We start from the raw sequence: 26,657 nt of genomic DNA on the forward strand, positions 1-26,657 counted from the left end.
ATCTGTCCGCTCGACTTGCATGTATTAGGCACGCCGCCAGCGTTCGTCCTGAGCCAGGATCAAACTCTCCAAAAAGTGTTTGATAAAGCTCATAAAATAAAAAGTTTTGTTCCGGTCAATGCCGAAACGTTTTATTAGAATTAACGTTGACGTTTTTGTTTTGTTTAGTTTTCAAAGATCAATCGTTTGTCGTTAGCGACAACTTTTATATCATAACATTTTGTTATTTCGTTGTCAACAACTTTTTCTTCTTAACTTCTCTTCGGAAGCAACTTTATTATATTAACATAAAGTTCTTTTTCTCGTCAACCTCTTTTTTATATGAGATTTTCGTTTAGTGCTGCGTTCAGCAGCAACGAATATAAATATACCACCGTACTCTTTCCATTGCAACTAGTTTTTTAAAAAAGTTTATTAAAATAAAAAAGGGACTTCTACATTTAGAAGATTTCCCTTCATCAATACATTATGCTTTATTCCCTATTAACTCTTTTACCTGATTGCGCAAAGCTGACTTTAGGAATTTCCCGACGGACGTTTTTGGTATTTCTTCTATAAAAAGAATATCATCCGGAAGCGACCATTTCGCAACTTGCGGCCTTAAGTGTTCCAATATATCTTCTTTTGTTATTTTGTCTTTATACGTTTCCTTCACAACAACACAGGCAATCGGGCGTTCTTGCCACTTCGGATCTGGAACAGCGACTACACACGCCTCAAAAACTCCTTCATAAGACATAATTGCATTTTCCAAATCGACAGATGAAATCCATTCTCCGCCACTTTTTATTAAATCCTTCGTACGGTCAACTATCTTGACATTCCCTTCTCCATCAACTGTCACTACATCACCTGTATGGAGCCATCCGTCTCTGAACGCCTCATCCGAGCAGTCGTCATTATAATACTCATCAGCAATCCAAGGGCCACGAAGCAGTAACTCACCCATTTCTTGGTCATCCCAAGCTACTTCTCCATTAGCACCGACAACTTTCCTTTCTAATCCCGGTACCAGAAGGCCTTGCTTTGCTCGGATTGTCAGAACATCTTCTTCTGCTAAGTTACCCTGATAACTCTTTAATGTTGAAATTGTCACTAACGGAGTAGTCTCCGTCATACCGTATGCATGGCAGAATGGAATATTGTACTTATTTTCGAATGTATGAATCAACCCTTTCGGAGCCGCAGATCCTCCGCACAATACAGCTCGTAAAGATGATGTATTATAATCCCCTTTTTCAAGTTCATTTAAAAGAGCAAGCCAAATGGTCGGCACCCCTGCTGTAATCGTCACTTTTTCATCTTGAATGAGCTGGGCTAATAGAGCAGGTGTGAATTGCGGTCCGGGCAATACTTGAGTAGTGCCGAACCAAGTCGATGCAAACGGCAAACCCCAAGCATTCACATGGAACATCGGTACAACTGGCATCGCAACATCCCTTTCTGATACAGCTGTTGTATCAACCAATCCAAGTGCATACGTATGGAGAACAATCGCTCGATGGGAATAAACAACACCTTTCGGAAGACCGGTTGTCGCAGAAGTATAACAAAGACCAGCCGGATCATTTTCATCAATATCCTTTACAAATGGAAATGACGGGTTACTTTCTGTCAGTAATTGCTCGTAAGAATATAAAAATTCATTTGAACTTTCAGGTAATTGATCTTTGTCTGTCATGACGATGTATGCCTCTACTGTTTTAAAAGCAGGAGCCAATTTTTCCACTAACGGTCATAAATCTTCATCAACCAGTAACACTTTATCCTCTGCATGATTAACGATATGAATAATATGTTCGGGATTTAAGCGCAAATTAATTGTGTGCAATACCGCCCCAAGTCCCAGCGCCGCGAAATACGTCTCTAAGTGACGATGATGGTTCCAGGCAAGCGTACCAACGCGGTCGCCCTTTTGGACACCTAATTTTTCTAGCGCATGAGCAAGCCGGCGGGTACGTTCACCAATTTGTTTATAAGTAAATCGGTGAATGCTTGTATGAGTACGAGATACCACTGTCTTTTTACTGAAAAACTTTTCTGCTCGTTCTAGAAGTGATGCAACTGTTAACTGTACATTCATCACGTTACATAACCACCTTCTTTTAATTTGACAAGCTTTTGTTTGACAATAGTTGTGATATTGGCACTCATGTTATATGAAAGCAAAGAATAAAGTCATTTATTCCAATCTTTCAATAATGGTTGCGTTAGCCATGCCGTTCCCTTCGCACATCGCCTGTAGCCCATATCGGCCTCCGGTTTTCTCCAAGTACTGAAGCATTGTAATCATCAGCCTCGCTCCGCTCGCACCAAGAGGATGTCCAAGCGCAATTGCTCCGCCATAAGGATTGATTTTTTCATCCGGTACATTTGTTTCTTTCTGCCATGCCAGTACAACTGAGGCAAAGGCTTCGTTTATTTCAAAAACATCAATGTCCTCGACAGACAATCCAGCCTTGAATAAAGCTTTTTCAGTTGCCGGAATTGGACCAAGCAGCATGTAAGTCGGATCGGAACCGATGACGACTCGCGTATGAATACGGAATTTCGGTGTAAAGCCTAAACGTTCAGCAACAGACTTCTCCATAATTAGTAAGGCTGCAGCCCCGTCACTTATTTGACTGGAATTGCCGGCTGTAACGAGACCATCCTCTTTAAAAGCCGGTCTTAATTGAGATAGTTTTTGCAGTGAGGTGTCTTCTCGAGGTCCTGAATCGAATCTAAAATTGAATTGATCGCCTTCATCATCTTCTACTTCGCAAGGAATGATATGCTCATTAAATACACCCGCTTCAATTGCACGAAGAGCCTTTTGATGGCTATTAAATGAAAACAAATCTAAATCTTCTCGTGTCAACTGGTACTTGCGGGCAATCCTCTCTGCAGACATTCCTTGATGAATAATTTCGTAGGCTCCGGTCAGCTTTTGGCTTAGTTTCGCATCTAGGTAATTGGAGCCGATCGGTATTCTCGACATACTTTCTACTCCGCCGGCAATAACAATATCCATATCTCCGGATAAAATCGCTTGTGCAGCAAAATGAACTGCCTGTTGGCTAGAGCCGCACTGACGGTCGATCGTTACACCCGGCACCTCAATCGGCAATCCGGCAATTAAAGATGCAACTCTAGCAATATCCCCCGCTTGCTCACCCACTTGAGAAACACAGCCTAAAATCACATCTTCTATTAAAAGAGGATCAACTTTCGAACGACTCACTAATTCCGCAATAACCAACGCTGCCAGTTCATCCGGTCTGAAACTTTTTAAATGACCATTTTTTCTTCCCACTGGTGTTCTTACCATCTCTACAATAACTGCTTCTCTCATCTATCATACCTCCAATTCTATAATCCCAATCTCTTGGCAATGATGACTTTCATAATCTCATTTGTGCCCGCATAAATACTGGCGACAGGAATGTCGCGATACCTTCTAGCAATCTTGTATTCTTCCATATATCCATAGCCTCCATGAAGTTGCATGCATTGAACCGCGATACCACGAGCCATCTCCGTCAGTTTCCATTTTGCCATCGATACTTTTGTCACAACATCTTCTCCCGCTATATGCTCAGCAATCAGCTGATCGAGAAAAGCTCTCCCCATTTCGATATCCGTTGCCATCTCGGCTATCTTAAACTGTGTATTTTGAAATGAAGCGATTGGCTTTCCAAAGGCAGTACGGCTTTTAATATATTCCAATGTCATATCAAGCATCTCCTCTGCCGCTACTTGTGCAGCTAATGCTACAACTAACCTCTCCTGCTGAAGTTTATCCATCATATATTGAAAACCGTGCCCTTCTTTGCCTAGCAAATTCTCTTTCGGTACCCGGCATTCATCAAAAATAAGTTCCGCAGTATCTTGAGAGTGAAGACCGACTTTATCCAGGTGTTTCCCTTTAGAGAAACCGGCAGTCTCTTTCTCAATCAAAAGCAAACTAATTCCTTTATGCTTAGGTACAGCATTCAGATCAGTTTTACATGCTACTAAAACTAAATCTGCGTGAATACCATTTGTGATAAATGTTTTTTGTCCGTTAACGATGTAAGAATCACCCTGTAGTACAGCCGTCGTTGAGATACCGGCTAAGTCAGATCCAGCGCCCGGTTCCGTCATTGCAATAGCTGTAATGATTTCCCCCGTCGCGCACTTTGGCAGATAACGTCGCTTCTGCGCTTCTGTTCCATAGGCAATAATATAAGGAACAACGATATCATTATGCAGGTTGATGCCGACAGTCCCGGAGCCGACTTTCTCCAATTCCTCATTAATAACGACAGAATATCCCCAATCTGTGCCGCTCCCTCCATATTCCTCAGGTAGATCAGGGCATAAAAAGCCGTTCTCTCCCATTTTTCTCCAAAACTCCCGAGGTATAATGTGATCATTTTCCCATTGTTCATAGTAAGGATAGGCTTCCTTCTCCAAAAACTTGCGGAATGCTTTACGAAATTGCTCATGATCTTCAGTTAAGTACGGATGTTTCATCCTTGTTCCCCCTATGTATAAATAAAAATGAAATCGCTTCCAAATAATTCTCTTAGACGATAAAAAATTTACACATTAAAACTTAATTGTATAAATTATGTAATTAAATTGTATATTACAAGACCTGTTTTCGCAATGACTGTTTTGGTATTATCTGTTAAAAATAGTTCAATCAATCGATTGATTAAGAAAGAACAAAAGCGTAGGCGCCCCAAAAAAGCATCGTAGGAAACACGAAGAACGACAGTGATTCGATGTTAACTTATCATAAGAGATTAATAGTTTTGCCCAAAATACAAAAAAGCTAATCATTCGCTGTAAAACAGCTTCTGATTAGCTTTTCGGTTCAGACAATTATTTTAAGAAGATAAAGTACAGTATGAATATAACAAATAATCCGTACATAATCGGGTGAATTTCTTTATGACGTTTCGCAACGATCATTGTAATCGGATAGAAAATGAACCCAATCGCAATACCTGTTGCGATGCTATAAGTTAAAGGCATCATAATGATAGTTAAGAATGCCGGAACAGCAATCTCAAAACTTCTCCACTCGATATCACCTAATGATGCTACCATCAGAACACCAACAATAATTAACGCCGGTGCTGTTACAGCAGAAGTAATAACTGCTAATAACGGAGAGAAGAATAACGCTAGCAAGAATAGAATGCCCGTTACGACAGATGCAAAACCTGTGCGCGCCCCCGCACCTACACCCGCTGAAGATTCAACGTAAGATGTAGTTGTTGAAGTACCAAAAATCGCTCCCGTTACTGTTGCAACCGCATCAGAAACTAACGCTCTGCCTGCACGAGGCAATTTATTGTCTTTTACTAATCCAGCTTGATTCGCAACACCCATTAATGTGCCAGCTGTATCAAAGAAATCAACAAACAAGAATGTTAAAACAACAATTAAGAAGTTGATGTTTAAAATTTGCTCACTGAAAATCTCACTACTAGCAAACGCATCAAATGCAGCTCCAAAAGTTGGTGCCACACTTGGAATAGAAGAAACGATTTGACTCGGAACTTCAACCAAGTTAAAAATCATACCAACGATAGCTGTAATAACCATTCCGTAGAAAATGCCGCCATTAACCTTTTTCGCTAACAATACAACTGTTACAACAATTCCGAACACTGCCAATAAAGTGTTACCTGAAGTTAAATCACCCAATACTACAAGCGTAGAATCATCATTTACAATGATGCCCGCTCCTTGTAGACCTACAAACGTAATAAATAAACCGATACCAGCAGCAACAGCATATTTTAGCTGTTCAGGGATGGCATTAATAACTTTTTCACGAATACCTGTAAGTGACAAAATGATAAAAATTAGACCAGAGAACATAACACCTGTTAATGCTGTTTGCCAAGGAATACCCATTCCTAAAACAACCGAAAATGCAAAGAATGCATTCAATCCCATACCCGGTGCCAGGGCAATTGGATATTTCGCAACGATACCCATGATTAAAGTACCAATTGCTGCAGCTAATGCTGTTGCAACGAATACGGAGTCATAGTCCATCCCCGTAGCAGATAGCATGCCCGGATTGACTGCTAAAATATATGCCATTGATAAAAACGTAGTAATACCGCCGACTATTTCACGACGATAATTCGTTCCCAACTCTTCAAATTGGAAATACTTCTTCATTGTTTGTTCCTCCTGATTGTCATTAGCACTTATTTCTTCAGTCATCTAGCCAAATCACAACAAAAAGCTCCGTCCAAGAATGGAACGGAGCACGACAACAAAGAAATGGTTACTGATACGCAAAAAATTATACTAATCTTTCATTCTTTTATGCGTCCAGTTAGATTTCATCGTAGTCAAGCCGTTCACGGCAGCTTGGTAGAGACTTTCGGGCCATATTCCCAAAGATATACGACTAACAATATACTATAAAGATAATTTCAAACTCATAATATCAATGACTTATCGAAATGTCAACCAATAACACGAACATTCTAACTTTTTTTTAATACATAGTTCGCTTTCTATTACAATTTCTAGTAGAAAAGTATGAGTCATCACTAATATTTATGAGAAATATTGTAGTCGCTAAATTTTTTCATTTTAACAAATTTTATATACGAGAATCCTAAAACAAACTCCAATACACCGATGATAAAAAAGATCGGTTGCAAGATGCTAAGATAACCGACAATCGATACTTGAACTAAAATCCAAATGATTAATGCCCCGCCGGCAATCATTGTCGTCATCCATGATATCTCAGGTTTTTTCCATAGCACCAAAGCTGCAGCCAGACTGCCTAAACCGATTACAACAAATAACAATATGCCTGGTATTAAATAATTAGCGAACGGAGAACCATGAAGCCACTTCAACGAAAATCCCATAGTCTTGCCGGAAGGGTCCAACATTAAAGGCGGTCCTCCCGCTAAAGCCCCTACTCCGGTGAATAACAATACAATGAAAGTTGTGATAGTTAAAGGTCGCTCTTTCATTATCCACTCCCCCTTTTATTAGAAGACCTCCCTTTACCTTTACCACATAAAAGAAAGCAGAAACTTTGTCTTCAGTTTCTGCTTCTATGTATCAATTATCGTTTTTTTTAATTATATACTGCATTCCTAATGAATCAGCTGTTACAATAGCTGCTACTATTTCAGCCGGTTCTAGATAACGATTGCCGAACATCGTTTTCTGAGCGCAAATCGATTTAGCGATTTCCCTCAGGCAATCAGCGTCGATATCTTGAATGCCTATATCCTCCAACCGAATTGGCAAACCAAGCTCCCAGAAGAACGCGAGCACCTGAAAAAGTTCACTTGTATTCACATTCTCCAGCACTAGCAGCACTAATGTAGCAAATGAAATATCTTCTTCTCTTGCTGCTGATTTCATCTTCGCAAGACCATTGCAAACGGCATGAATGACTGCATATCGACTATGTACAGAAATCCCCTCTTGCGAATAATAAGAATAATTTATATAAAGGCAGGCTCGTATAGCTCTTTCTAATTGTGGGGTAACAAAATTTTTCTCTACATCTTTAATTGCTTGGACTCCATTTTCCAACAGTTGTTCATAACATTTCTGCAATCGCATAAGTTGACAACTCATTATATCTTCGCGACTGGAAACTTGAGAACTATAGCGTAAAGCCGCTCTTATTTCATAGTAAACAGATAATGTATTTTCAATACCCTTTACGATAAACGGCACCGGAGCGTCTGCAATTGCTTGATTATCAATAATAATCATATCCGGGTCTTGAGCATATATTGCATAATCTTTTGCGAAATTGTCTGAATATGTTCCACAAGAAGCATTAGTGAAAGTGATAAACGGAATTAGGATAAAAGGAGAACCTTTTATGTGTGCTATTCCTTTTGCGATGTCTAATGTGCAACCATTCCCAATTCCAATAACATGGTCAAAGTCTTCCGCTTCTTTCAAAAGCCGTTCAGTAAATACTCCATTGCAAGCTTCACTAGCACTTGCAATCCTATAACTTGATAACGCTCTCATAAAACTTTTGCGGATTTTTTGTGTTATTGTTTCTACAAGCAATGAATCTATAATGATGAAAGACTTTGTACCGTATGGCTTTACATGTTCAGCGAGATTTTCTATTTCTCCCTCTCCATAAATATAGGTGCTTTTAGGCAAGACAGCGCTGTCCATACTCTTCCCCCTCAAATAAACACTATAAGTAGCACACTAATCATGCTCATCTTTTCGCATAATTAGTTACAATTACATCTTAAGGAATCAAATGTTAATAATATTGTAAATAAACTTTCAAAGTTATTTCGATATAATTATATAATAAACTAATTTGTTTATAAATGCACTATATTATATTTGCTGACAATTAAGGGTTTTATTTTACAATACTAAAAATATGACTATAAATTGTAAAGCCCAGCAGTTCTTAATGATTCCTGCTGGGCTTTATCTATAGAATTATTCTATTTCCTTACTCTGCAAAAACATAATCAGGAGAGTAAACACTTATTGAGCTTATACTTTTTTTCGAAATATGGCGTTCCAAGTAATGACAACCAATAGCATCCGCTGACAGGATTGCCGCGACTACATCATCAACAGTCACATCCCCCGGCATATTTCCCATTGTATCTCCCTTTGCACAGGCAATTTCTGCTACTTGTCGAAGCTCTTCAGGATTGATTTCTTTTACACCAAGTTCACCTAACGTGATTGGCAATCCTACACTCGCACAAAGATTCAATACTTCTTCCAGCTCACAATTGCTAGCGTCCTCAAGTACAAGCTGAACAAGTGTGCCAAAAGATACTTTTTCACCGTGATACATTTGGTGCGTATCTTTCATTGCTGTCATGCCGTTATGAATAGCATGGGCTGCTGCCAATCCGCCGCTTTCGAAGCCGACACCACTTAAGTATGTATTGGCTTCAATGACACTTTCAAGTGCTTTTGTTACTGACTTTTGTTCAACGGCAAGTTTGGCCTTTAAGCCGTCTGCCACAATCGTATCGTAACAAAGTCTCGCAAGTGCCATCGCCGCTTTTGTCGGTTTTCCGCCTGCCATTGTATTTCCATTGGAATTAAGAGTCGCTCGCGCTTCGAAATATGTTGCCAGTGCATCACCAATGCCAGCCACCAATAAACGAACTGGCGCATTTGCAATTACTTGGGAATCAACAATGACTGCATCAGGATTTTTTGGTAAAAATAAATACTCCTCAAATACACCCTCTTCTGTGTAAATAACAGAAAGCGCACTGCATGGAGCATCTGTTGACGCTGCTGTTGGAACAATGACAACAGGACATTCTTTATAGTGCGCTGTTGCCTTTGAAGTATCTAATGTTTTACCGCCTCCTACACCAATAGACGTCAAATTCTTTAGATACATCTAACAGTCGGTTAATCTCTACTTTTGAGCACTCTCCGTTAAATTTCTCAAGATGACATTCTGCCTGATGATTATTAAAACTTGATTTCACTTGGTCCCCAAGCACATCGTACAGATAAGAATCAATCAATACGAAAAATTTATTCCCTAGTGTATGAACATGATCATACAACTTTTCCAATTCGCCTTTACCTTGTATATACCTGCTAGTTGAAATGATTTCTTTTGTCATATTCTGTTCCCTCCAGAGATAGTAAGTAATTTTAATCCTAAATTAAACGCTTACCCACTCAATTTCCTTCATGTCGCATATAATTCGGCCCTCTCCGTACACACGTTCCCAATCGGCCTTGAATTGAGCGATGCTGTTATCTGTCATCGGGTGGGAAACCACTGCTTTTAATACATCATAAGGAACTGTCGCTGCATGTCCGCCTACGACCGCGACATCGTGCACTTGTTGAGCATTCTTAAAAGATGCAGCCACTACTTTTGTCGGCAAATTGAAGTTCTCGAACATCGTGACAATATCCGCCACCGTTTGAACACCGCTGCCGCTAAGATTATCGATTCTGTTCACATAAGGAGCGACATAATCCGCTCCCGCTTTAGCAGCCAATAAAGCCTGATTTGCCGTTAAAATCGATGTTGCCGTCACCTTAAAGCCTTCTATTTTCAATTTTTTGATTGCCTTTAGTCCCTCTGGCAAAACCGGAATTTTTATGTATAGATTACCTCCGACCATATCGCGGAGACTATGTGCTTCTCTGACGATTTTTCCAGCTGTGTCGCCTAGTACTTGAACATGAAGCATTGCATCCTCTCCGATCACATGTCGGATAGAACGTAAAATTTCGAAGAATGGCTTTTTCTCTTTTGCGATAATGGATGGGTTCGTCGTAACTCCTTCTACTGGAAATAGATCAAACCCCTCCTGCAATTCTTCAATATTGGCTGTGTCCAAAATATACTGCATATATTCCCCTCCTTATGTTTGTTGTATATGCCATGATAATGACATTAACTATTTCCCTATTAAATGTGAAATAAACACTTCAGAGATTACGAGAAATACCTCATTAGTTGCCCATCTCAACCGCATCTTAACGTTTCCATTATCTAGAGGTTGACTTCCGGGCTTACTCAGAAGCTGAATGTGAGTGAGATGGTCTAAGCAGTTGGACATAGTTATTCCCTACTATCAAAGATACAAAAATAAAAAGTATCAATGATAATAGAGAATAGCTTAATACTGAACGTTCGTTCATGGCTGAAGTTTTTTGTATCACCTTGTTTAGCTATTGCTTTTCGAGCAACACATAACTCATTTAATTTCTGCCCTAAATGTCTTTTGTCGTTATGTGCTCCAGCCCCCGCAGAGACTCAGAAATCCACCCTACACTGTTAACGGTCGCAATCACCTACAATCGCCCGCCATAAACAAGGAAATGGCTGAGATTGAACTCAGGGCGAAGGAGCGTTTTTTTTGCATTGGGAACACTAAAACCCTGACCATATTTAACAAGTTAATGGGCTACCTTGCCTTATCATCCCTAAAGAAAACTTGCCGACTGGCTCGTCTTTTAGCCTGAGGCATTAGTTGCACTTACACTACATACATAAAATTGGCCACTACGTCGAACTACTTCGATTGCGGTCAATTTATACTTCCAATAGTGTAAAAAAGACAATAGGAAACTAGACCTCTTGAGTCTATTTTTTAAAAATGGTAAAATAGTCAAGAAGCTGATAAGGATTTCTTATTCAGTTGAACCTATTCGTTTTAAGTCGCCAGTTGCCGCTGGGGACTTTTTATTTTTTCTCTCAAAATTACTGAATTCATCTACAGTTGCCAATCATCTTTACGATTTTAGGCAATAAAAAAACTCCCTTTCATTTACGATCTAACCTAAATAAAAGAGAGCTATTGTCAAAGTCAAAGTTACGAGTGAAAATCAACTTTCGATATAGAATTTTGTTGCTCACATATTATAGCAAGATTAACGGACGAATTCATACTCGAATAATTACCATTGCAAAATACATATTCAGACAACTACATATTGTTCATCATTCGCAAATACAAAATCAACTTCATCGATTATTCTAGTAAACTCTTTAAACTCGTAATATAGTCTATGCTCCAATTCTTCTGTTGCGAAATGATCCTTATTCCCACTGTTGTCAGTATGTTCAAATGCAGTCATTTGATTGACCGGGGCATCAATCCGGATGCTGCCTTAATCGCCTTGTAATGTCGAGACGATTGGAGCCTTGCAGTCCTTCGCTCCGATACTCACTGCCTTAAAATTGCCGTAATCCATCAATAACGTTCCGCTTGTATCAATCTTCTTCTCAACATTGGCAAGAGTACTCCATTTATTTCAACAAAAGATATAAAGAAAACATCAACTATAAACTAAGCAATTATCAAAAGATGAATAAGCAGCTTGTTTAATCTACAAAAAAGAAACACCCACATTTGCTCATTCTTGAACAAATGTGGGTGTTGCATTTAAATCTTTTACTGCACTATTTTTAGTCATTCTAAAAATACCTTCATATCAATATTTCGCGCAGAACCATTCCATTTACTATCCAACTGATGTTCAATCAGTGTCTATCTCTAAAAACGCTCTAAAGTTATCTCCCCAATCACAAATGGAAGCTACAACAGGTTCTAAAAGTAAACCAATTTCACTTAGCTGATACTCCACTTTAGGAGGGACAACTGGATATACAACTCTAGTAATTATTTTATCTTCTTCTAATTCTCTTAATTGTCTAATCAACATCCGTTGATTGACATTAGGAAGGGATTTTTGTATTTCGTTTAACCTTAGTGGAGATTGTTGAAGCAAACTCCATATGATTGCTATTTTCCAACGTCCGCCTATCACCGATAAAGCCAAATCTTTGCTAGTGAAAAAAGCTTTTTCTTTATAGAGTATTTCCATATATAACCATCCCTTTCTCTGCTTTTATTTTATTTATAGTGACAAAAACGTCAGTATTGTTTAATGAATTGTAATATGTAATTATAAAGGAAGTAAATAGAAAATTCAGAAATTATAGGAAAGAAGGGATTTTTTTGAAAAGCAGAGCTGCTGTTGCATTTAATCCGGGAGAACCACTTAAAATTGTTGAAATAGATGTAGAAGAACCAAAAGCAAAAGAAGTACTAGTAAAAATTTTATATACATCAGTCTGTCATACCGATGCGTTTACATTATCAGGTGATGATCCTGAAGGCGTGTTTCCTGCTGTACTAGGTCATGAAGGAGCTGGAGTTGTCGTTGCTATAGGGGATGATGTGACTTCAGTAAAACCGGGAGACCATGTTATTCCACTATACACTGCTGAATGTGGAAAGTGTAAATTCTGTCGTTCTGGTAAAACAAATTTATGTAGTGCCGTGCGAGAAACTCAAGGTAAAGGTTTAATGCCGGATGGAACAACTCGTTTCTCTTATAATGGAGAGCCTATTTATCATTACATGGGTACAAGTACATTCAGTGAATATACAGTCGTTCCTGAAATCTCTTTAGCAAAAATTGATCCAGATGCTCCACTTGATAAAGTTTGTCTATTCGGATGTGGCGTTACTACAGGTATTGGCGCTGTACACAACACAGCAAAAGTAGAAGAAGGAGCTGTGACAGCCGTATTTGGTCTAGGTGCTATTGGATTAGCTGTTATCCAAGGGCTGGTTCAAGCAAAAGCAAGCCGCATTATTGCCATCGACTTAAATGAGAATAAGTTTGAATTAGCTAAAAAAATGGGGGCAACCGATTTTATAAATCCTTCTAAATTTGACAAACCCATTCAAGAAGTCATCGTTGAAATAACAGATGGAGGAGTAGATTATAGCTTTGAGTGTATCGGAAATGTTGAAGTAATGAAGTCTGCTCTTGAATGTTGTCATAAAGGCTGGGGTGAAAGCACTATTATCGGTGTAGCAGGCGCAGGTAAAGAGATTCACACTCGTCCATTTCAATTAGTAACGGGGCGGGTATGGCGTGGATCAGCCTTTGGTGGAGTTAAAGGAAGAACCCAACTTCCAGGAATGGTTGAAGATTATATGAATGGTGAAATTGATTTAGACTCATTCATCACACACCACTTACACTTTAAAGACATCAATGAGGCGTTTGAGTTGCTTCATAAAGGCGAATCGATCCGTACGATTTTAACCTATGGAGAGTGAGAAAATGAGTCTTAAACTTATTGAAAAACATCGCTCTTTTGGCGGAGAACAATGTAAGTACAGCCATTATTCAGAAACTTTACAATGTAATATGACATTTAGTATCTACTTACCGTCAAATAAAGAAATGAAAAAAATCCCCCTTATTTGGTGGTTATCTGGTTTAACATGTACAGATGATAATTTTAGTCAAAAAAGTGGATTTCAAAGATTGGCTGAAAAATATCAAACAGCAGTCATGATTCCAGATACTTCACCACGTGGAGAACATATTGCTGATGATGATGCATGGGACCTTGGACAAGGTGCAGGTTTTTATTTAAATGCAACAAAAGATTCATGGGCAAAGCATTACAACATGTATACGTATATAGTGGAAGAGTTAACAGCTATTGCGACAACCTTGATACCTATTTTTTCAGGAAAAGAAAGTATAATGGGCCACTCAATGGGAGGGCACGGCGCTTTAGTGATTGGCATGAAAAATAAAGAAAGATTCAAAGCGATTTCTGCTTTCTCTCCTATTTTAAGTCCTAGTCAAGTCCCATGGGGAGTAAAAGCTTTCTCAGCTTATTTAGGTAATGATCAAGCTTCTTGGAAAGAATGGGATGCTTCTGAATTGGTTAAAGAAGCTGGCATGCCGCCTATTCTCATTACGCAAGGAACGCAAGATGAGTTTTACCCAAAACAATTAGATGAAACGATTTTCTTAAAGAATGCCCAGGAAAATAATCAAGCCGTAAGTTACAACAAAATGGAAGATTATGATCATAGCTATTTCTTTATAGCAACTTTCTTAGAAGAACATTTTGCTTTCCACAAAAAGTACTTACGATAAAAAATATGGATTAGAAAATAAAAGTATCCTCATTGCAAATAAATGTGGGTACTTTAGATTTATTTTGTCATAAATAAGTAAGTTGGGAAGGAGAGCTACCTATGGATTTCAAGAAAATATTAGCCAATGACCATGTTAAACCATACTTATTAAAAGCCCGCTATGGAATTGAAAAAGAAAGTCAGCGAGTTGACCTATCAGGAAATTTAGCTAAAACAGATCATCCTAAAAGTATTTCAATAAGAGACAAGCACCCCTATATTCAACGAGATTTTTCAGAAACACAAATTGAATTAATTACACCTGTTACCGAGTCTTTAAAGGAACTGTTTGATTACTTGGCAGCAATCCATGATGTTGCTTATCGTTCTATGAGCGATAATGAAATGCTTTGGCCATTAAGCATGCCGCCACAGTTACCAGAAAAAGAGGAAGACATCGTTATCGCAAAATTAAAAAGTTCTGAAAGCGTTCAATACCGTCAATCTTTAGCGCATTCGTATGGTCGCCGTAAACAGATGCTTTGTGGTACTCATTTCAATTTTGAATTCGGTGATGAGTTACTTCAAGCTTTATTTAACGTCCAATTAGAGATAAAAGATTATCAGCAATTTAAAGAGGAGATTTATCTAAAAGTCACAAGAAATTATTTGCACTATCAATGGTTAGTGACTTATTTTTATGGAGCTTCCCCAATTAGTGAAAAAAATTTCTTTGAAGAAGATTCTTTGAATGAAGCAGTGAGAAGTATCAGATGCAGTAAGTATGGTTATACAAATTCGGATGATGTCCAAGTATCGTACAGTAGTATACAGAACTATCTCTCCGATCTTTCTTTGATGATTAAAAGAGGACTTCTAGTAGAAGAAAAAGAACTTTATGCACCTATCCGTTTAAGAGGCGGGCATCATGTTTCAGATTTAGCAGATCACGGTGTACATTATATTGAATTGAGAAATATAGATTTAAATCCCTTTGAAACGTATGGCATTAGCTATAAACAAGTAGAGTTTCTACATCTTTTCTTAATTTATTTACTGTGGAAAGATGAAGGAAATGATTGTGATGAGTGGGTGAAAATGGGTGAATTATACAATAACGCAGTAGCCCTTGAACATCCTTTAGAGCATACACAATTTGAAATAGAGGCTAAGAAGATCATTGATGAGATGGAACATGTAGTAGAAATCTTAGATTTGAGTATTTCAGATACACTATTTGTTCATCTGAGAGAAATGCTAATGGACCCAAGTAAAACTTTAGCCGGAAGACTTTATAAAGAGAGTCAAAAAAGTAGTCAAAGTGAAGTGGCTACTTATATCGCTAAAGAAAATTATAAAAAATCATGGTCTAAGCCCTATCAATTAACAGGATTTACTGACATGGAGTTGTCCACTCAAATTTTAATGTTTGATGCTATTCAGCAAGGGATCGAATTAGAAGTCTTGGATCGGCAAGCTCAGTTTTTAAAGCTTCAACTAAAAGATCATGTTGAATATGTAAAAAATGGTAATATGACAAGTAAAGACAACTATGTCTCCACTTTAATTATGGAAAATAAAACTGTAACGAAGAAAATTCTTCAACGACATGGCTTCCGTGTGCCAATGGGCGAGGAATTCCTGACAATAGAGCAAGCTTTACGTTCCTATGATTTATTTTCTACCAAACCTTTTGTTGTAAAGCCGAAAACAACAAACTATGGATTGGGAATATCGATTTTCAAAGAAGGAGCAAATTACGAAGATTATCAAAAAGCAATTACACTGGCATTTAAAGAAGATTCTTCTATATTAATAGAAGAATTTATTAAAGGAACAGAATATCGATTTTTTGTATTAGATGGTCAAGTTTATGCTGTTTTACTACGAGTTCCCGCGAATGTTAAAGGTGACGGTATACAGACAATTGAAGACTTAGTCATTCAAAAGAATCGTGACCCGTTAAGAGGAAGAGACCATCGAACACCTTTAGAAAATATCCAACTAGGAGAATTAGAAAAACTTATCCTTAAAGGGCAAGGATATCGAATAGATTCAATTTTAGACAAGGATGAAATTGTCTACTTACGTGAAAACTCTAATATTAGTACAGGTGGAGACTCGATTGATGTTACAGATCAAATACCTGATGATTATAAAAAAATAGCTGTGGATGCTGTATCCGCACTTGAAGTTAAAATTTGCGGTATCGATTTGATTATTGAAAACATAGCAGTCCCTGCAGCTAACAAAAACGCTTATGGAATCATTGAAGCTAATTTTAATCCATCAATGTATATGCACATTTATCCGTATAAGGGAAAATCTCGGCGTTTAACTAAGCATATAATACATTATTTATTCCCTGAACTATCGCAAAGTCAGGAGTCGTTCGTCAAACAAGGGGCACCACTAGTAAAACGTGAATTTACAACGGTAAGCTGTTAAATGACATAACGTTACTTTATGTTATTGGCATTAGAGAAAGGAGATTGAACGATGATTGTTACTTATAAAGAAAATGTAGCTGTTTTTGATAAAATTGATTCCGCAAAAGCACAGGAACTAGTAAAAGGAGAAAACGAAGCTGTTATCTATATTGGCAAAGCTGTATGTCCTTATTGCCAAACATTCATTAAAAAATTAAAAAAAGTTGCTGAAGCAACAGACACTCACGTCTATTACGTCAATAGTGCGGAAAAATCTGATATGGTAGGTATCACAGCTTTTCGTAACGAATACGACATTCCAACGGTTCCTGGTTTCATCTTTACTAAAGGTAATATAGTGAACGTGAAATGCAATTCTTCCATGTCGGAAGAAGAGATCAAAGCTTTTATGAATAAATAATCCATTTCTAAATTGATCATTATTGGATCAGCTCAGCCCTAAATTACTATGGTGTAATGGGTAACCGCCAATAATTGCTCACTTAGACATTACACATCCGAGAGTGTGTTATTGCAAGTAGCCGCTCTCTTTTTATCGCTTAGAAATTGTTCTATTAATGTCTAATAGCAAGGGTCAGTAATCATCCCCCCTGTGAAACACCATAGACAAAAGCAGAGCTTACACCTAGCATGTTCATCGCTTTGTAAACATCCTCAGCCATATCTGCAACCGTTAGCCTTCTTCCCTTTCAAGACTTTCTTTTACTCGTACACAAAAACACCCACAGAAATTAATCTTTGGGCGTATAAAATACCGATTTTAAATGACCTTACTATCATTTCAGCACTTTTTCTTCCAAAACTCCCGTAACCATGGGCTTTATAGCGCTTGGGAAACTACTCCCGCTCAACGCATCTGCAAAAATACTTAATGTTTTTGTTGGTTTTATGGGCATTCCTCGGCATTTGACCACAGATAATAATCCGTAATATACGGTCTAAACTTTTGCCATCAAAATGACATCACTCATATTCTATCAATTATTCTAAAGAGTATGATGTATCATTTTCCACCCATATCTTAGCACCAAGTGGCTTATAGTTCAAGAAAAACATCTAAACCAATGTGGCAATGTTCAATTTAACTATACTATAATCCGGAATTTATTTTTCTATTCTAACTGGCTTCATACCAAACTTCTTTCGAACTTTCCTTCCGAGCTGATGAAGTTTCTTTTCTTGTTCATCTGATAGCTCATGTGCTCTTTGGGTGATAATCCATTCCCTTGCCATTTCCTCAGAAGTAAGAGTAGTCGCCAGCTTCTCAGCGATTTCGTATAAGTCTTCTGTTGTACATGTCATCATTTCTTTGAACAAAATACTACCTCACAAATTTGAATTTATCGAGCAAAGAATTCGTCACATATTGAGATGAACTCATCCATATTACTAATCATTGCGGGATGTCCACCATGCTCAAAGAGATGTGATTCCGCAAGTTCAGTTGTTTTACACATTTCCTCGAACAATCTTGAGAAATGATTCTCCGGGAACATTTCATCTTCACTGCTACCTGTAAGCAGGAGTCTCACCTTGAGATCATTTAAACTCTTATGACAAAATGACCTTACATTCAAAGCATGATTAACGACCGCATCTGTATCAGCATCTAATACGTTTTCCCAATCTTCACCGTGCATCATTCTTGACATAGAACAGAATCCTTCATTTTCTTTTGCTAAGTTTCTACCCATTCGTATCTGTTCTGTTATTTCCGGGTTAGCGTTAAGACCCTCAAAACTATCCGCAACTACTGCATTTATTAGTTCAGGGTTTTCAAGAGCAAGATTAATTGCTGCAATTGCACCTCCACTGCATCCGATTACGTTCACTCCTGTGTAACCTAATTGTTTAATAAGTGCTGCTACTTGATTTGCCCAATCAAACCAGAGATCTGCCGGCCACTTTTCGATTCTTTCTGACTTTCCACATCCAATAAAGTCAATTGTTATTACATGATATCGCTCAGAAAGTTTAGGAATTACAGGTGTAAAGAACTTGCTGGAAACAGTGTTTCCGTGCAGAAGAAGTAATAGTTCAACATTATCACTGCCAAATTCCTCATAAAACACCTTTGCTCCATCATAGTTAAAGTAACTCATGATACCTCTCCTCTTTCTTTACTATACGAAATCCCGATTTGTCTAAATCTTATATTAGGATAATTTTACCACAAATATCTAACGTATTCCATATATCACCTAGCAAATTCATCTCCCACCTAAAATAAAATCACAGTATAAAAAAGAACAGCAGCCACACAATTTTATGCATGACTGCGATATAATTCTTAGTTCAAATGACTTAATTCTAACTACAGCTAAAATCAAAAGTTGTTCTAACAGCCCGCGTTTTCTACCGTCGTCATCATACAAGCTGACTGTGTAATGTATCCCTTTTTTGTTTCGCCACGCTTCAACATACATGTTTTCTTCTTCCTGTGCCTGCTTTAATGCTTTCTTAAACAAGTACGCTTGAAGTGCATTTTTATTTAAGGCCTTAGTAATTTCATCCATCTTGTAAGCATCACCTAGTGTACTTTCACGGATCCATCGCTGGGCTTCTGCTGCCTTATATCGGAATGTCTGTCCTCGTTTTTCACAGAAAATATGGTTTTCAGCTAACAATTGATAAAACTCTTCAGGTGATGTACACCTTTGTTTTGCCTGTCTAAGCACGGTGCGAATGTAAGCTTTGTAAGTCATTTTGCCTTTCTGAGCAGCCTTTTTCTCAACGAAATACTCTTTATCAGTTCTTTTTTCACCTGTAGTTTTGAATAAATCTATCTGCCCCAAGCCTCGTTCCTGACAGAAATTCATCGTTTCACGTCTGAGATAATTGAGAAAATGATCCCCAGACTGATGCTTGTAGCCTGCGCCATATTCCCATTTGTGGATATCTCCATGCTTATTTTTCATCATCCATTCTTGCTTATCACGTTCTTTGTCACGAATAGAATTGATAACGATGTGGGCATAGTTATCATCATGCGCTACAATCAAAATTTGGTGACCTGGAAAGCATAATAATTACTCCTTTCGTTTTTCAGGCATTTCTGCCTACTTTAATTTTAATTACACAGGATAATACGGATTTTATAAAAACCGGGCAATATATTTTCTATATTTTTTAAAATCTTTTTTTAGAAAAATAAACAAAAAAGGCCTACCTGAAATATTTCATTCAGATAGACCTTTAGTCTCGTTTTATTAATTTATCATCAAATTGCCATCAATCGTCTTAAAACCCCTTGAAAACCTAGTATTTTCAATGGTTTCAGCGATTTCCGATTCTATTCCCACTCAATTGTAGCTGGTGGCTTAGAAGTAATGTCATACACAACGCGGTTGATGTGTGCTACTTCGTTTACGATACGTACAGAGATTTTCTCTAGTACTTCCCATGGGATACGTGCCCAGTCAGAAGTCATACCGTCAATTGAAGTTACTGCACGGATACCGATTGTGTAGTCGTACGTACGAGCATCGCCCATTACACCTACACTGCGGATATCAGGAAGTACTGTGAAGTATTGCCAGATGTCACGATCTAATCCTGCTTTTTTGATTTCGTCACGAAGGATCGCATCAGATTCGCGAACGATTTCAAGTTTTTCTTCTGTTACTTCGCCAAGTACGCGGATACCAAGACCAGGACCCGGGAATGGTTGACGCCATACTACTTCATCAGACATACCTAGTTCCGTTCCAAGTGCACGCACTTCGTCCTTGAACAATGTGTTCAATGGCTCGATTAGTTGGAATTCCATATCTTCTGGAAGTCCGCCTACGTTGTGGTGAGACTTGATTGTTTGAGCTGTAGCTGTACCGCTCTCAATAATGTCTGTGTAAAGCGTTCCTTGTGCAAGGAAGTCGATGCCTTCAAGTTTCGCTGCTTCATCGTCGAATACGTAGATGAATTCATTACCGATAATTTTACGTTTTTGCTCCGGATCAGAAACGCCTTTCAACTTGTTCATGAAGCGCTCTTTCGCATCGATTTTGATAACATTCATGTGGAATTGCTCAGTGAATGTTTTCATTACTTGCTCAGCTTCACCTTTACGCAGTAAACCGTGATCTACGAAAATACACGTTAACTGATCGCCGATTGCTTTGTGAATTAATACAGCAACTACTGAAGAGTCTACACCACCGCTAAGTGCACAAAGAACTTTTTTGTCGCCTACTTTTTCACGGATTTTTTGCATTTCGATTTCAATGAAATTGTGCATTGACCAGTCGCCTGTACAGCCGCACACGTCAAAAGCAAAATGCTTCAGCATATCATTTCCGTATTCTGAATGTTGTACTTCCGGGTGGAATTGAACAGCATACAGCTTGCGTGCTTCATCGCTCATGCCGGCAATCGGACAAGAAGCGCTAGTTGTATCAACTACGAAGCCTTCAGGTGTAGCTGTTACAAGGTCACCATGGCTCATCCATACGATTTGTTGAGCCGGAAGATCTTTGTAAAGAGCAGAAGCATTTTCAATATTGATTTCTGCTTTACCGTACTCGCTATGAGTAGCTTTCTCTACTTTTCCGCCAAAATGTGTAGTCATTAACTGCATGCCGTAGCAAATACCGAATACAGGAAGACCCATATCGAAAATGCGCTCATCACAACGGAAAGAATTTTCATCATATACGCTGTTTGGACCGCCTGATAAAATGATCCCTTTCGGATTTAATTCTTGAATTTCTTCCATTGTAATAGTGTGCGGATGTAATTCTGAATAAACTCCGAATTCCCTGATACGTCTTGTAATAAGCTGGTTGTATTGACTTCCAAAATCAAGAACGACAATCATTTCTTGACCTTGCATATCTGTTTTTGCTGCCACGAACGTCACCTCATCTAGAAAATTTATAAAAATAAACTGACCCTTCATCCAGAAAATCAGTTAACCATGTAAACAATGACCTTATCTTATCACTTACCATTCAGTATTAACAAGTGAAAAAGTCAGTTATACATTACCCACTGTAAACATAAACAAAAAAACTAGAAACTGCGGCCTCTTATATAAGAAACAGCAGGTCTAGTTATCTCCAATCGTGTGTATGATGCATGCAGTTTCTGCACACAACCTCCATAGTCGGATTATTTACGGCAATCCGGTAGAAACTTTTGACCCATATTGTCAAGGATATACGAAGGAAATAAGCTTATATGATTACAATATTCCCTATTGTAACAACGGAACAAAATGGAGGTCAAGTGATTGTTTTTTTCATCACATTCTTCCAAAGCGGTTTCACTTTCTCCCAAATCTCTGATGCTTCGCCATTTCCGTATATAATCCTCTCATAATGCATCGTCAGTTCGCTCATTTCCTCTGTCGCAAAGCGGCTATCCACAGATTGTGCGTAGTCCCTTAGCGTCTGTTCCGATTTGCGTTTAATTCCGCATCGGTTTAACTCCTTCAAAAGAGCAGCATAGGCTTCACTAAAGGCTTCTTGATCATTTGAACGTCCAAATCGCCATATCCAAAAACGAGGTCGCCATTTCCCTCTGAATAAATAAATGAGCCATAAAAACACCAATAAAACCACTAAGGCAATTACATTGCTTTTCCAATGATCGGCTATATAATTCTTCAGGCTCTCACTGATTTTTGTATCAGACTTTTCGTCCTGTTTTAATTGTTCGGTGGCGTCTTCCTTCATCTTCTCTTCCTTCGCTGTTTGTTCCTGTTCCGGCTGCTCAGCTCTCGGCTCTTCTGGAGTTCGCGGATCATCTGTCGGTGTAGCAGCTGTATTGCGTTCAATACTCATATTCAAGTCGTAGCCCTTTGTCGGCTCAAAAGGTATCCAGCCGAAGCCGTTAAAATACACCTCAACCCACGAGTGCGCATTATTATTGGTCACTTCGTATATATACTGTTCGAAATCTGATTGATATCTGACATATTCACCTGCTGTATAACCCTTTACCCATCTGGCCGGGATATCAAGCGTCCGAAGCATAACTACCATACTTGTCGAGAAGTGATCACAATAGCCTCTCTTTGATTCGAACAAAAATTGGTCAACAAAGTCTTCATCTTCGTCCGGATAAGGAATGTCTTCACGGGAATAAAGATAATCAGGCGAGTGGAAATAATCCTCAATCGCTTTCACCTTGTCGTACATATTGGTCTTATCCTTCGTGATAGACTCGGCTAGCTCTTTAACTCGCTCCGGCAAGTTTTCCGGTAACTGCGTAAAGTCTGACTCCGGATAAAACTGATTTATTTGATCTGCACCAGCTGCCCGCAAATCATCAATATGATAAGTTGGAACTTGATAATGTGCCTCATAGGTGCCCATTATTCTAAATGAATTTCCTTCGGCGTAGGTCAGCTTATTTGTTTCTATATCCAATATGAGCTGATCTGATGAGCCTTCCGGAATAATCATGCCATTATAGGATGGGCTCGGATACGGAATATGATCTTCTTTGTAAATTCCTTTGATGTAATCGAACTGAGGATCAGACAGCTCCAATTTTTCGTTAATGGACGTCATATATGGAAATGTAGTTCCGCTAGTATAAGGCATTTCCCCATAGTCCCCCATTGAGTCCGATACTTCCCAGCCAAATCCCGTATATTTATCTTTAGACTCTACATACCAATAATGTTTCTCCGCAACCATCGTCCAAAAGACAAGTGTATTATCCGGGGTAAAGTCACCCCCCAATCTAGTATCATCTTCGCTATATCCTACTTTATTAGTCTTTTCCTCATTACTGATAAACTTATTGGAGTTAGTGATGAGAAACGGAACCGGATCCGGCCATTGGGCAGCCGGTTTCGGCGCCATCAAACCAACTGTCATCGCAATGATTGCCAGCAGACCTAAAGGAATGAGCCAGTTGTAATAGACTTTAATCGGTACGATCACATTCTCCTTCTCTATTAAAAGGAGCAATCTGAGCACCCCTAACAGAGTCACTCCCAACATGAACAGACGTACAATTGCCCAGTCTCCATCGTATTGTGTAAAAGTATCCAAAGTCGCTATAAAAGCTATGCTAAGGACAATAAACAGCAAAATCCGCTTTCGGACTATAAGCCAATATTGAAGCAAATAGGTCATCATCCATAGCAATAAAAAGAACAAAAATGTACGGAAACTATTCGTCACATCATTCCACTCGAACCGGATAACTGCAATAATACTGTTAATGAAATCACCGATCAGCAAAGTGAGCCCGCCAGACCCAAACATCGGATTGGATTCATAATACAGAATATAGCTGACTACTACTATATAGATTAAGGCAGCTGACCATTTCCATAGCCATTTCACTGAAAAAAAATCAGCAGCCAGCATGAAAACGAGGAAAATGACAAAGTAATGGCTGTTGGCGATATCGGAAATTGTTTCAAGAGGCCATATCCATTCCCATAAAACAAGAAAACTGAATACATATAACACGACACGCAATATCTTTTTAATTGTTTGCTCATTCATAGACTTCCGCCCCCCTTAGAAGAGCTTTTCCATGAGCTCGGAGTGACATATGTACACTGTATGCCAGCTTTATTTTCTTCAGAGTAATTTACTGCGGCAGCAGAATCCTGTTCTTGCATGATGACAGCCGTAGCAGAAGCAGCTCTTCCACCCCAAAGACTTAAGGTCTGTATAGATGTGTTGCTTGTCACTACGATAAGTGCTGCCTGTGAGGGCAAGTCCATCCTTTCATTCATAAAATTCGCCAACGTCTGATTGCTGTCAGCTTCAACTTTAGCCAGTTCATATAAAATTCGTTGCCTTTGTTGCTCCCCTTTTCCGATTGCCGCAGAAGCATACTTTGAACCTGTTCCAAAATAAGCTACTCCTATGCCTCTCTTCAAAAAAGCGTACGTCAATGATGCCGCGAGAGAAACTAAGTCTTCAAATAAAGGTGATGGTGCCTGATCTAGCAAAATAATGACATCCTGTTTTTTGCTCTCTTCAAATTCCTTCGTCATAATTTCATCTTTTTTAGCCGTCGCTTTCCAGTGAATCCAAGACATGCGATCACCCGGTATGTAACGTCGAACACCGGTAATAATAGCTGACTCATTCAAATTCCTGACCGCGGAATGACACTGTCCTTGTTCAAACAGTGCTTCAAAGTTTTTGAATGCTGTTTTTTCATAATGCGGATAAACGAGCAAACGGGAGAAACAATTAAATTCTTGAACCTTCGTATAAAAACCTAAAAAATCTCCCGTCGTCAATTTAACAGCGGAAAATTCATGCTCCCCTCTTACCGCGGCAGGAATAGCATAACTGAAATTAATTTTCTTTCTCCAAAATGGAAAAAGCACTCCTTTATGCCGGTTGTTCAATTGCTCACGTAACCGTTCCGGCACTTGATCTTCTATTAAAAGATACAAAATTGGCAACGCGCCTTCACTCGTAATCGCAATCTCCACTTCAATACGTTCACCGTACACAAACTCTTTGCACTTTATTTGCCTTTCTACTCTCACCTGTTTGAAAGAATAAAAACGGAGTAGAAAGGAAAGCAGAATGAACGGCAGAAAACTATAAAATAAAAACCAACTGACAAATCCTCCTTGAAACATGGCAAAAACAAATGTAACTATTAAAGCCAGTAGCGGAAAAAGCGATGCAGATAACTTCTTATAAAACTTATTCATTATTTCCTCACTAACCTTTGGACTGGAACAGATGTATTCGCAATGATTTCAAAAATGATATCTTCCGCTGTCGTCCCACTGTACCTAGCTTCCGGCTTTAAAATAAGGCGGTGCGCAAACACAAATGGAGCAAGATATTGAATATCATCCGGCAATACATAGTCTCTGCCGGACATAAACGCATACGCTTGGCTTGCTTTCATTAAGGCAATTGATCCACGCGGACTGACGCCTAAATATACACTTTCATGCTTACGGGTTAAATTTGCCAGCAGGACAATGTATTCTTTCAGCAAGTCGTCAACCCGTACATTTTTCACATCCTTTTGAAGCTGCAATATGTCCTCTGTTTGAACGACCATTTGAATTTTTTCAATCGGATGCTGTAATTGCGCTCTTCTTAATACCTCAATTTCTTCCTCGCGCTCAGGATAACCCATCTTTACTTTGATTAGAAAGCGGTCGAGCTGTGCCTCTGGCAACGGATACGTCCCTTCATACTCAATCGGATTCTGTGTAGCCAAAACAAAAAAAGGCTGCTGCAGCTGTCTCGTGACGCCGTCAACCGTGACACTGGCTTCCTCCATTGCCTCAAGCAAGGATGATTGAGTTTTAGGCGATGTGCGGTTAATCTCATCCGCCAAAATAATATTCCCCATAATCGGACCTGGATGGTAGCGGAATTCTTGCTCTTTCGGATTGTAAATTGAGGTGCCTATAACATCAGAGGGCAGCAAATCCGGAGTGAATTGGATGCGTTTAAAACTGGCATTGATTGATGTCGCCAATGCGCGCACCAGCATAGTTTTCCCGACTCCTGGCACATCTTCAAGCAACACATGCCCTTTCGATAACAGAGCAATCAAACTTAGTTCAGCTATTTCTCTTTTTCCGATTATGACATTCTCTATATTTTTTAAAATTATTTCCGTAATTGGATGCTTCACTTCATGAATCATAAAAAACCTCCCAGAAAAGTAGAATATTGTCAAAATATATACTTTAATATATTCTTCCAAACATAGAAAAAACCTTTTTTCTTTTTGTTAAGATATAATAAAGTTTCCTATTTAATGAGATTCAGCAGTTATATATTTGAAAATAACGAATTTTCAGATATAATAGGAGGAAGCATTTTTCAAATGATAGTTTAGA

General features: G+C 38.7%; 19 protein-coding genes, 1 rRNA gene, 2 pseudogenes and 2 riboswitches. Of the genes and pseudogenes, 4 read left to right on the top strand and 18 right to left on the bottom strand.

Features of this window, described 5'->3' with window-relative positions; genetic code table 11:
• The 11 genes and pseudogenes from IEO70_RS12185 to IEO70_RS12235 all read right to left on the bottom strand — a co-directional run.
• Positions 1 to 75, bottom strand: a 16S ribosomal RNA gene (locus IEO70_RS12185); the annotation flags it as partial.
• Positions 76 to 466: 391 nt separating this feature from the next.
• A pseudogene (locus IEO70_RS12190) lies at positions 467 to 2,086 on the bottom strand (long-chain fatty acid--CoA ligase).
• A gap of 96 nt (positions 2,087 to 2,182) precedes the next feature.
• Entirely contained in the window at positions 2,183 to 3,334 is a 1,152-nt protein-coding gene (locus IEO70_RS12195) for a thiolase family protein (protein WP_190998650.1), read from the bottom strand.
• Positions 3,335 to 3,351: 17 nt separating this feature from the next.
• A complete protein-coding gene (locus IEO70_RS12200; RefSeq protein ID WP_190998651.1) occupies positions 3,352 to 4,497 on the bottom strand; it encodes an acyl-CoA dehydrogenase family protein in 1,146 nt (381 codons plus the stop codon).
• A 354-nt stretch (positions 4,498 to 4,851) separates the two neighbouring features.
• Entirely contained in the window at positions 4,852 to 6,168 is a 1,317-nt protein-coding gene (locus IEO70_RS12205; protein ID WP_190998652.1) for an NCS2 family permease, read from the bottom strand.
• A 153-nt stretch (positions 6,169 to 6,321) separates the two neighbouring features.
• A riboswitch (purine riboswitch) is annotated at positions 6,322 to 6,423 on the bottom strand.
• 125 nt (positions 6,424 to 6,548) lie between these two features.
• Positions 6,549 to 6,986 (bottom strand): hypothetical protein, encoded by a 438-nt coding sequence (locus tag IEO70_RS12210; protein WP_190998653.1) that lies wholly within the window; start codon positions 6,984 to 6,986, stop codon positions 6,549 to 6,551.
• A 91-nt stretch (positions 6,987 to 7,077) separates the two neighbouring features.
• The gene (locus IEO70_RS12215) at positions 7,078 to 8,169 is read right to left on the bottom strand and encodes an iron-containing alcohol dehydrogenase (RefSeq protein WP_190998654.1); all 1,092 of its coding nucleotides are present in this window, start codon (positions 8,167 to 8,169) and stop codon (positions 7,078 to 7,080) included.
• A gap of 364 nt (positions 8,170 to 8,533) precedes the next feature.
• Positions 8,534 to 9,617, bottom strand: a pseudogene (locus IEO70_RS12220) (glycerol dehydrogenase); the annotation flags it as partial.
• A 42-nt stretch (positions 9,618 to 9,659) separates the two neighbouring features.
• Positions 9,660 to 10,361 (bottom strand): fructose-6-phosphate aldolase, encoded by a 702-nt coding sequence (locus IEO70_RS12225; RefSeq protein WP_190998655.1) that lies wholly within the window; start codon positions 10,359 to 10,361, stop codon positions 9,660 to 9,662.
• A gap of 1,072 nt (positions 10,362 to 11,433) precedes the next feature.
• Entirely contained in the window at positions 11,434 to 11,592 is a 159-nt protein-coding gene (locus IEO70_RS12230) for a hypothetical protein (protein WP_190998656.1), read from the bottom strand.
• Between the two features lie 402 nt (positions 11,593 to 11,994).
• Positions 11,995 to 12,342 (bottom strand): winged helix-turn-helix transcriptional regulator, encoded by a 348-nt coding sequence (locus IEO70_RS12235; protein ID WP_190998657.1) that lies wholly within the window; start codon positions 12,340 to 12,342, stop codon positions 11,995 to 11,997.
• A 134-nt stretch (positions 12,343 to 12,476) separates the two neighbouring features.
• Between IEO70_RS12235 and IEO70_RS12240 the strand changes: the two genes are divergently transcribed.
• From IEO70_RS12240 to IEO70_RS12255, 4 genes are all read left to right on the top strand, one after another.
• Positions 12,477 to 13,592 carry an S-(hydroxymethyl)glutathione dehydrogenase/class III alcohol dehydrogenase gene (locus IEO70_RS12240; protein WP_190998658.1) on the top strand — a complete coding sequence of 372 codons (1,116 nt, stop codon included), beginning with the start codon at positions 12,477 to 12,479 and terminating at the stop codon, positions 13,590 to 13,592.
• A 4-nt stretch (positions 13,593 to 13,596) separates the two neighbouring features.
• Positions 13,597 to 14,430, top strand: coding sequence for an S-formylglutathione hydrolase (fghA, locus tag IEO70_RS12245; protein ID WP_190998659.1), 834 nt, complete (start codon positions 13,597 to 13,599; stop codon positions 14,428 to 14,430).
• Between the two features lie 101 nt (positions 14,431 to 14,531).
• Positions 14,532 to 16,859: a bifunctional glutamate--cysteine ligase GshA/glutathione synthetase GshB gene (gene gshAB, locus IEO70_RS12250; RefSeq protein WP_190998660.1), complete on the top strand. Its 2,328-nt coding sequence runs from the start codon at positions 14,532 to 14,534 to the stop codon at positions 16,857 to 16,859.
• Between the two features lie 51 nt (positions 16,860 to 16,910).
• Entirely contained in the window at positions 16,911 to 17,261 is a 351-nt protein-coding gene (locus tag IEO70_RS12255) for a thioredoxin domain-containing protein (protein ID WP_190998661.1), read from the top strand.
• 704 nt (positions 17,262 to 17,965) lie between these two features.
• Here IEO70_RS12255 and IEO70_RS12260 read toward each other — a convergent pair.
• From IEO70_RS12260 to IEO70_RS12290, 7 genes are all read right to left on the bottom strand, one after another.
• Complete coding sequence (locus tag IEO70_RS12260; protein ID WP_190998662.1) at positions 17,966 to 18,178, bottom strand: hypothetical protein; 213 nt, start codon at positions 18,176 to 18,178, stop codon at positions 17,966 to 17,968.
• A 23-nt stretch (positions 18,179 to 18,201) separates the two neighbouring features.
• Positions 18,202 to 18,963, bottom strand: coding sequence for an alpha/beta fold hydrolase (locus IEO70_RS12265; protein ID WP_190998663.1), 762 nt, complete (start codon positions 18,961 to 18,963; stop codon positions 18,202 to 18,204).
• 108 nt (positions 18,964 to 19,071) lie between these two features.
• Positions 19,072 to 19,863: a relaxase family protein gene (locus IEO70_RS12270; protein ID WP_190998664.1), complete on the bottom strand. Its 792-nt coding sequence runs from the start codon at positions 19,861 to 19,863 to the stop codon at positions 19,072 to 19,074.
• A gap of 290 nt (positions 19,864 to 20,153) precedes the next feature.
• Positions 20,154 to 21,689 carry a glutamine-hydrolyzing GMP synthase gene (guaA, locus tag IEO70_RS12275; RefSeq protein ID WP_190998687.1) on the bottom strand — a complete coding sequence of 512 codons (1,536 nt, stop codon included), beginning with the start codon at positions 21,687 to 21,689 and terminating at the stop codon, positions 20,154 to 20,156.
• Between the two features lie 250 nt (positions 21,690 to 21,939).
• A riboswitch (purine riboswitch) is annotated at positions 21,940 to 22,041 on the bottom strand.
• A gap of 39 nt (positions 22,042 to 22,080) precedes the next feature.
• Positions 22,081 to 24,324 carry a DUF4129 domain-containing transglutaminase family protein gene (locus IEO70_RS12280; protein ID WP_190998665.1) on the bottom strand — a complete coding sequence of 748 codons (2,244 nt, stop codon included), beginning with the start codon at positions 24,322 to 24,324 and terminating at the stop codon, positions 22,081 to 22,083.
• Complete coding sequence (locus IEO70_RS12285; RefSeq protein WP_190998666.1) at positions 24,321 to 25,502, bottom strand: DUF58 domain-containing protein; 1,182 nt, start codon at positions 25,500 to 25,502, stop codon at positions 24,321 to 24,323. The genes IEO70_RS12280 and IEO70_RS12285 overlap by 4 nt, the downstream gene beginning before the upstream one ends.
• Complete coding sequence (locus tag IEO70_RS12290) at positions 25,502 to 26,461, bottom strand: AAA family ATPase (protein ID WP_190998667.1); 960 nt, start codon at positions 26,459 to 26,461, stop codon at positions 25,502 to 25,504. Before IEO70_RS12290 ends, IEO70_RS12285 begins: the two co-directional genes overlap by 1 nt.
• Positions 26,462 to 26,657 lie beyond the last annotated feature (196 nt).

The sequence above is a fragment of the Peribacillus faecalis genome, assembly GCF_014712675.1.
In the GTDB taxonomy this organism is placed as follows: Bacteria; Bacillota; Bacilli; order Bacillales; family DSM-1321; genus Bacillus_AD; species Bacillus_AD faecalis.

Bases quoted from the DNA above. Each gene is read 5' to 3' on its own strand.
- IEO70_RS12195 (WP_190998650.1), bottom strand. From the start codon at position 3,334: ATGAGAGAAGCAGTTATTGTAGAGATGGTAAGAACACCAGTGGGAAGA.
- IEO70_RS12200 (WP_190998651.1), bottom strand. From the start codon at position 4,497: ATGAAACATCCGTACTTAACTGAAGATCATGAGCAATTTCGTAAAGCA.
- IEO70_RS12205 (WP_190998652.1), bottom strand. From the start codon at position 6,168: ATGAAGAAGTATTTCCAATTTGAAGAGTTGGGAACGAATTATCGTCGT.
- IEO70_RS12210 (WP_190998653.1), bottom strand. From the start codon at position 6,986: ATGAAAGAGCGACCTTTAACTATCACAACTTTCATTGTATTGTTATTC.
- IEO70_RS12215 (WP_190998654.1), bottom strand. From the start codon at position 8,169: ATGGACAGCGCTGTCTTGCCTAAAAGCACCTATATTTATGGAGAGGGA.
- IEO70_RS12225 (WP_190998655.1), bottom strand. From the start codon at position 10,361: ATGCAGTATATTTTGGACACAGCCAATATTGAAGAATTGCAGGAGGGG.
- IEO70_RS12230 (WP_190998656.1), bottom strand. From the start codon at position 11,592: ATGACTGCATTTGAACATACTGACAACAGTGGGAATAAGGATCATTTC.
- IEO70_RS12235 (WP_190998657.1), bottom strand. From the start codon at position 12,342: ATGGAAATACTCTATAAAGAAAAAGCTTTTTTCACTAGCAAAGATTTG.
- fghA (WP_190998659.1), top strand. From the start codon at position 13,597: ATGAGTCTTAAACTTATTGAAAAACATCGCTCTTTTGGCGGAGAACAA.
- gshAB (WP_190998660.1), top strand. From the start codon at position 14,532: ATGGATTTCAAGAAAATATTAGCCAATGACCATGTTAAACCATACTTA.
- IEO70_RS12255 (WP_190998661.1), top strand. From the start codon at position 16,911: ATGATTGTTACTTATAAAGAAAATGTAGCTGTTTTTGATAAAATTGAT.
- IEO70_RS12265 (WP_190998663.1), bottom strand. From the start codon at position 18,963: ATGAGTTACTTTAACTATGATGGAGCAAAGGTGTTTTATGAGGAATTT.
- guaA (WP_190998687.1), bottom strand. From the start codon at position 21,689: ATGCAAGGTCAAGAAATGATTGTCGTTCTTGATTTTGGAAGTCAATAC.
- IEO70_RS12280 (WP_190998665.1), bottom strand. From the start codon at position 24,324: ATGAATGAGCAAACAATTAAAAAGATATTGCGTGTCGTGTTATATGTA.
- IEO70_RS12285 (WP_190998666.1), bottom strand. From the start codon at position 25,502: ATGAATAAGTTTTATAAGAAGTTATCTGCATCGCTTTTTCCGCTACTG.
- IEO70_RS12290 (WP_190998667.1), bottom strand. From the start codon at position 26,461: ATGATTCATGAAGTGAAGCATCCAATTACGGAAATAATTTTAAAAAAT.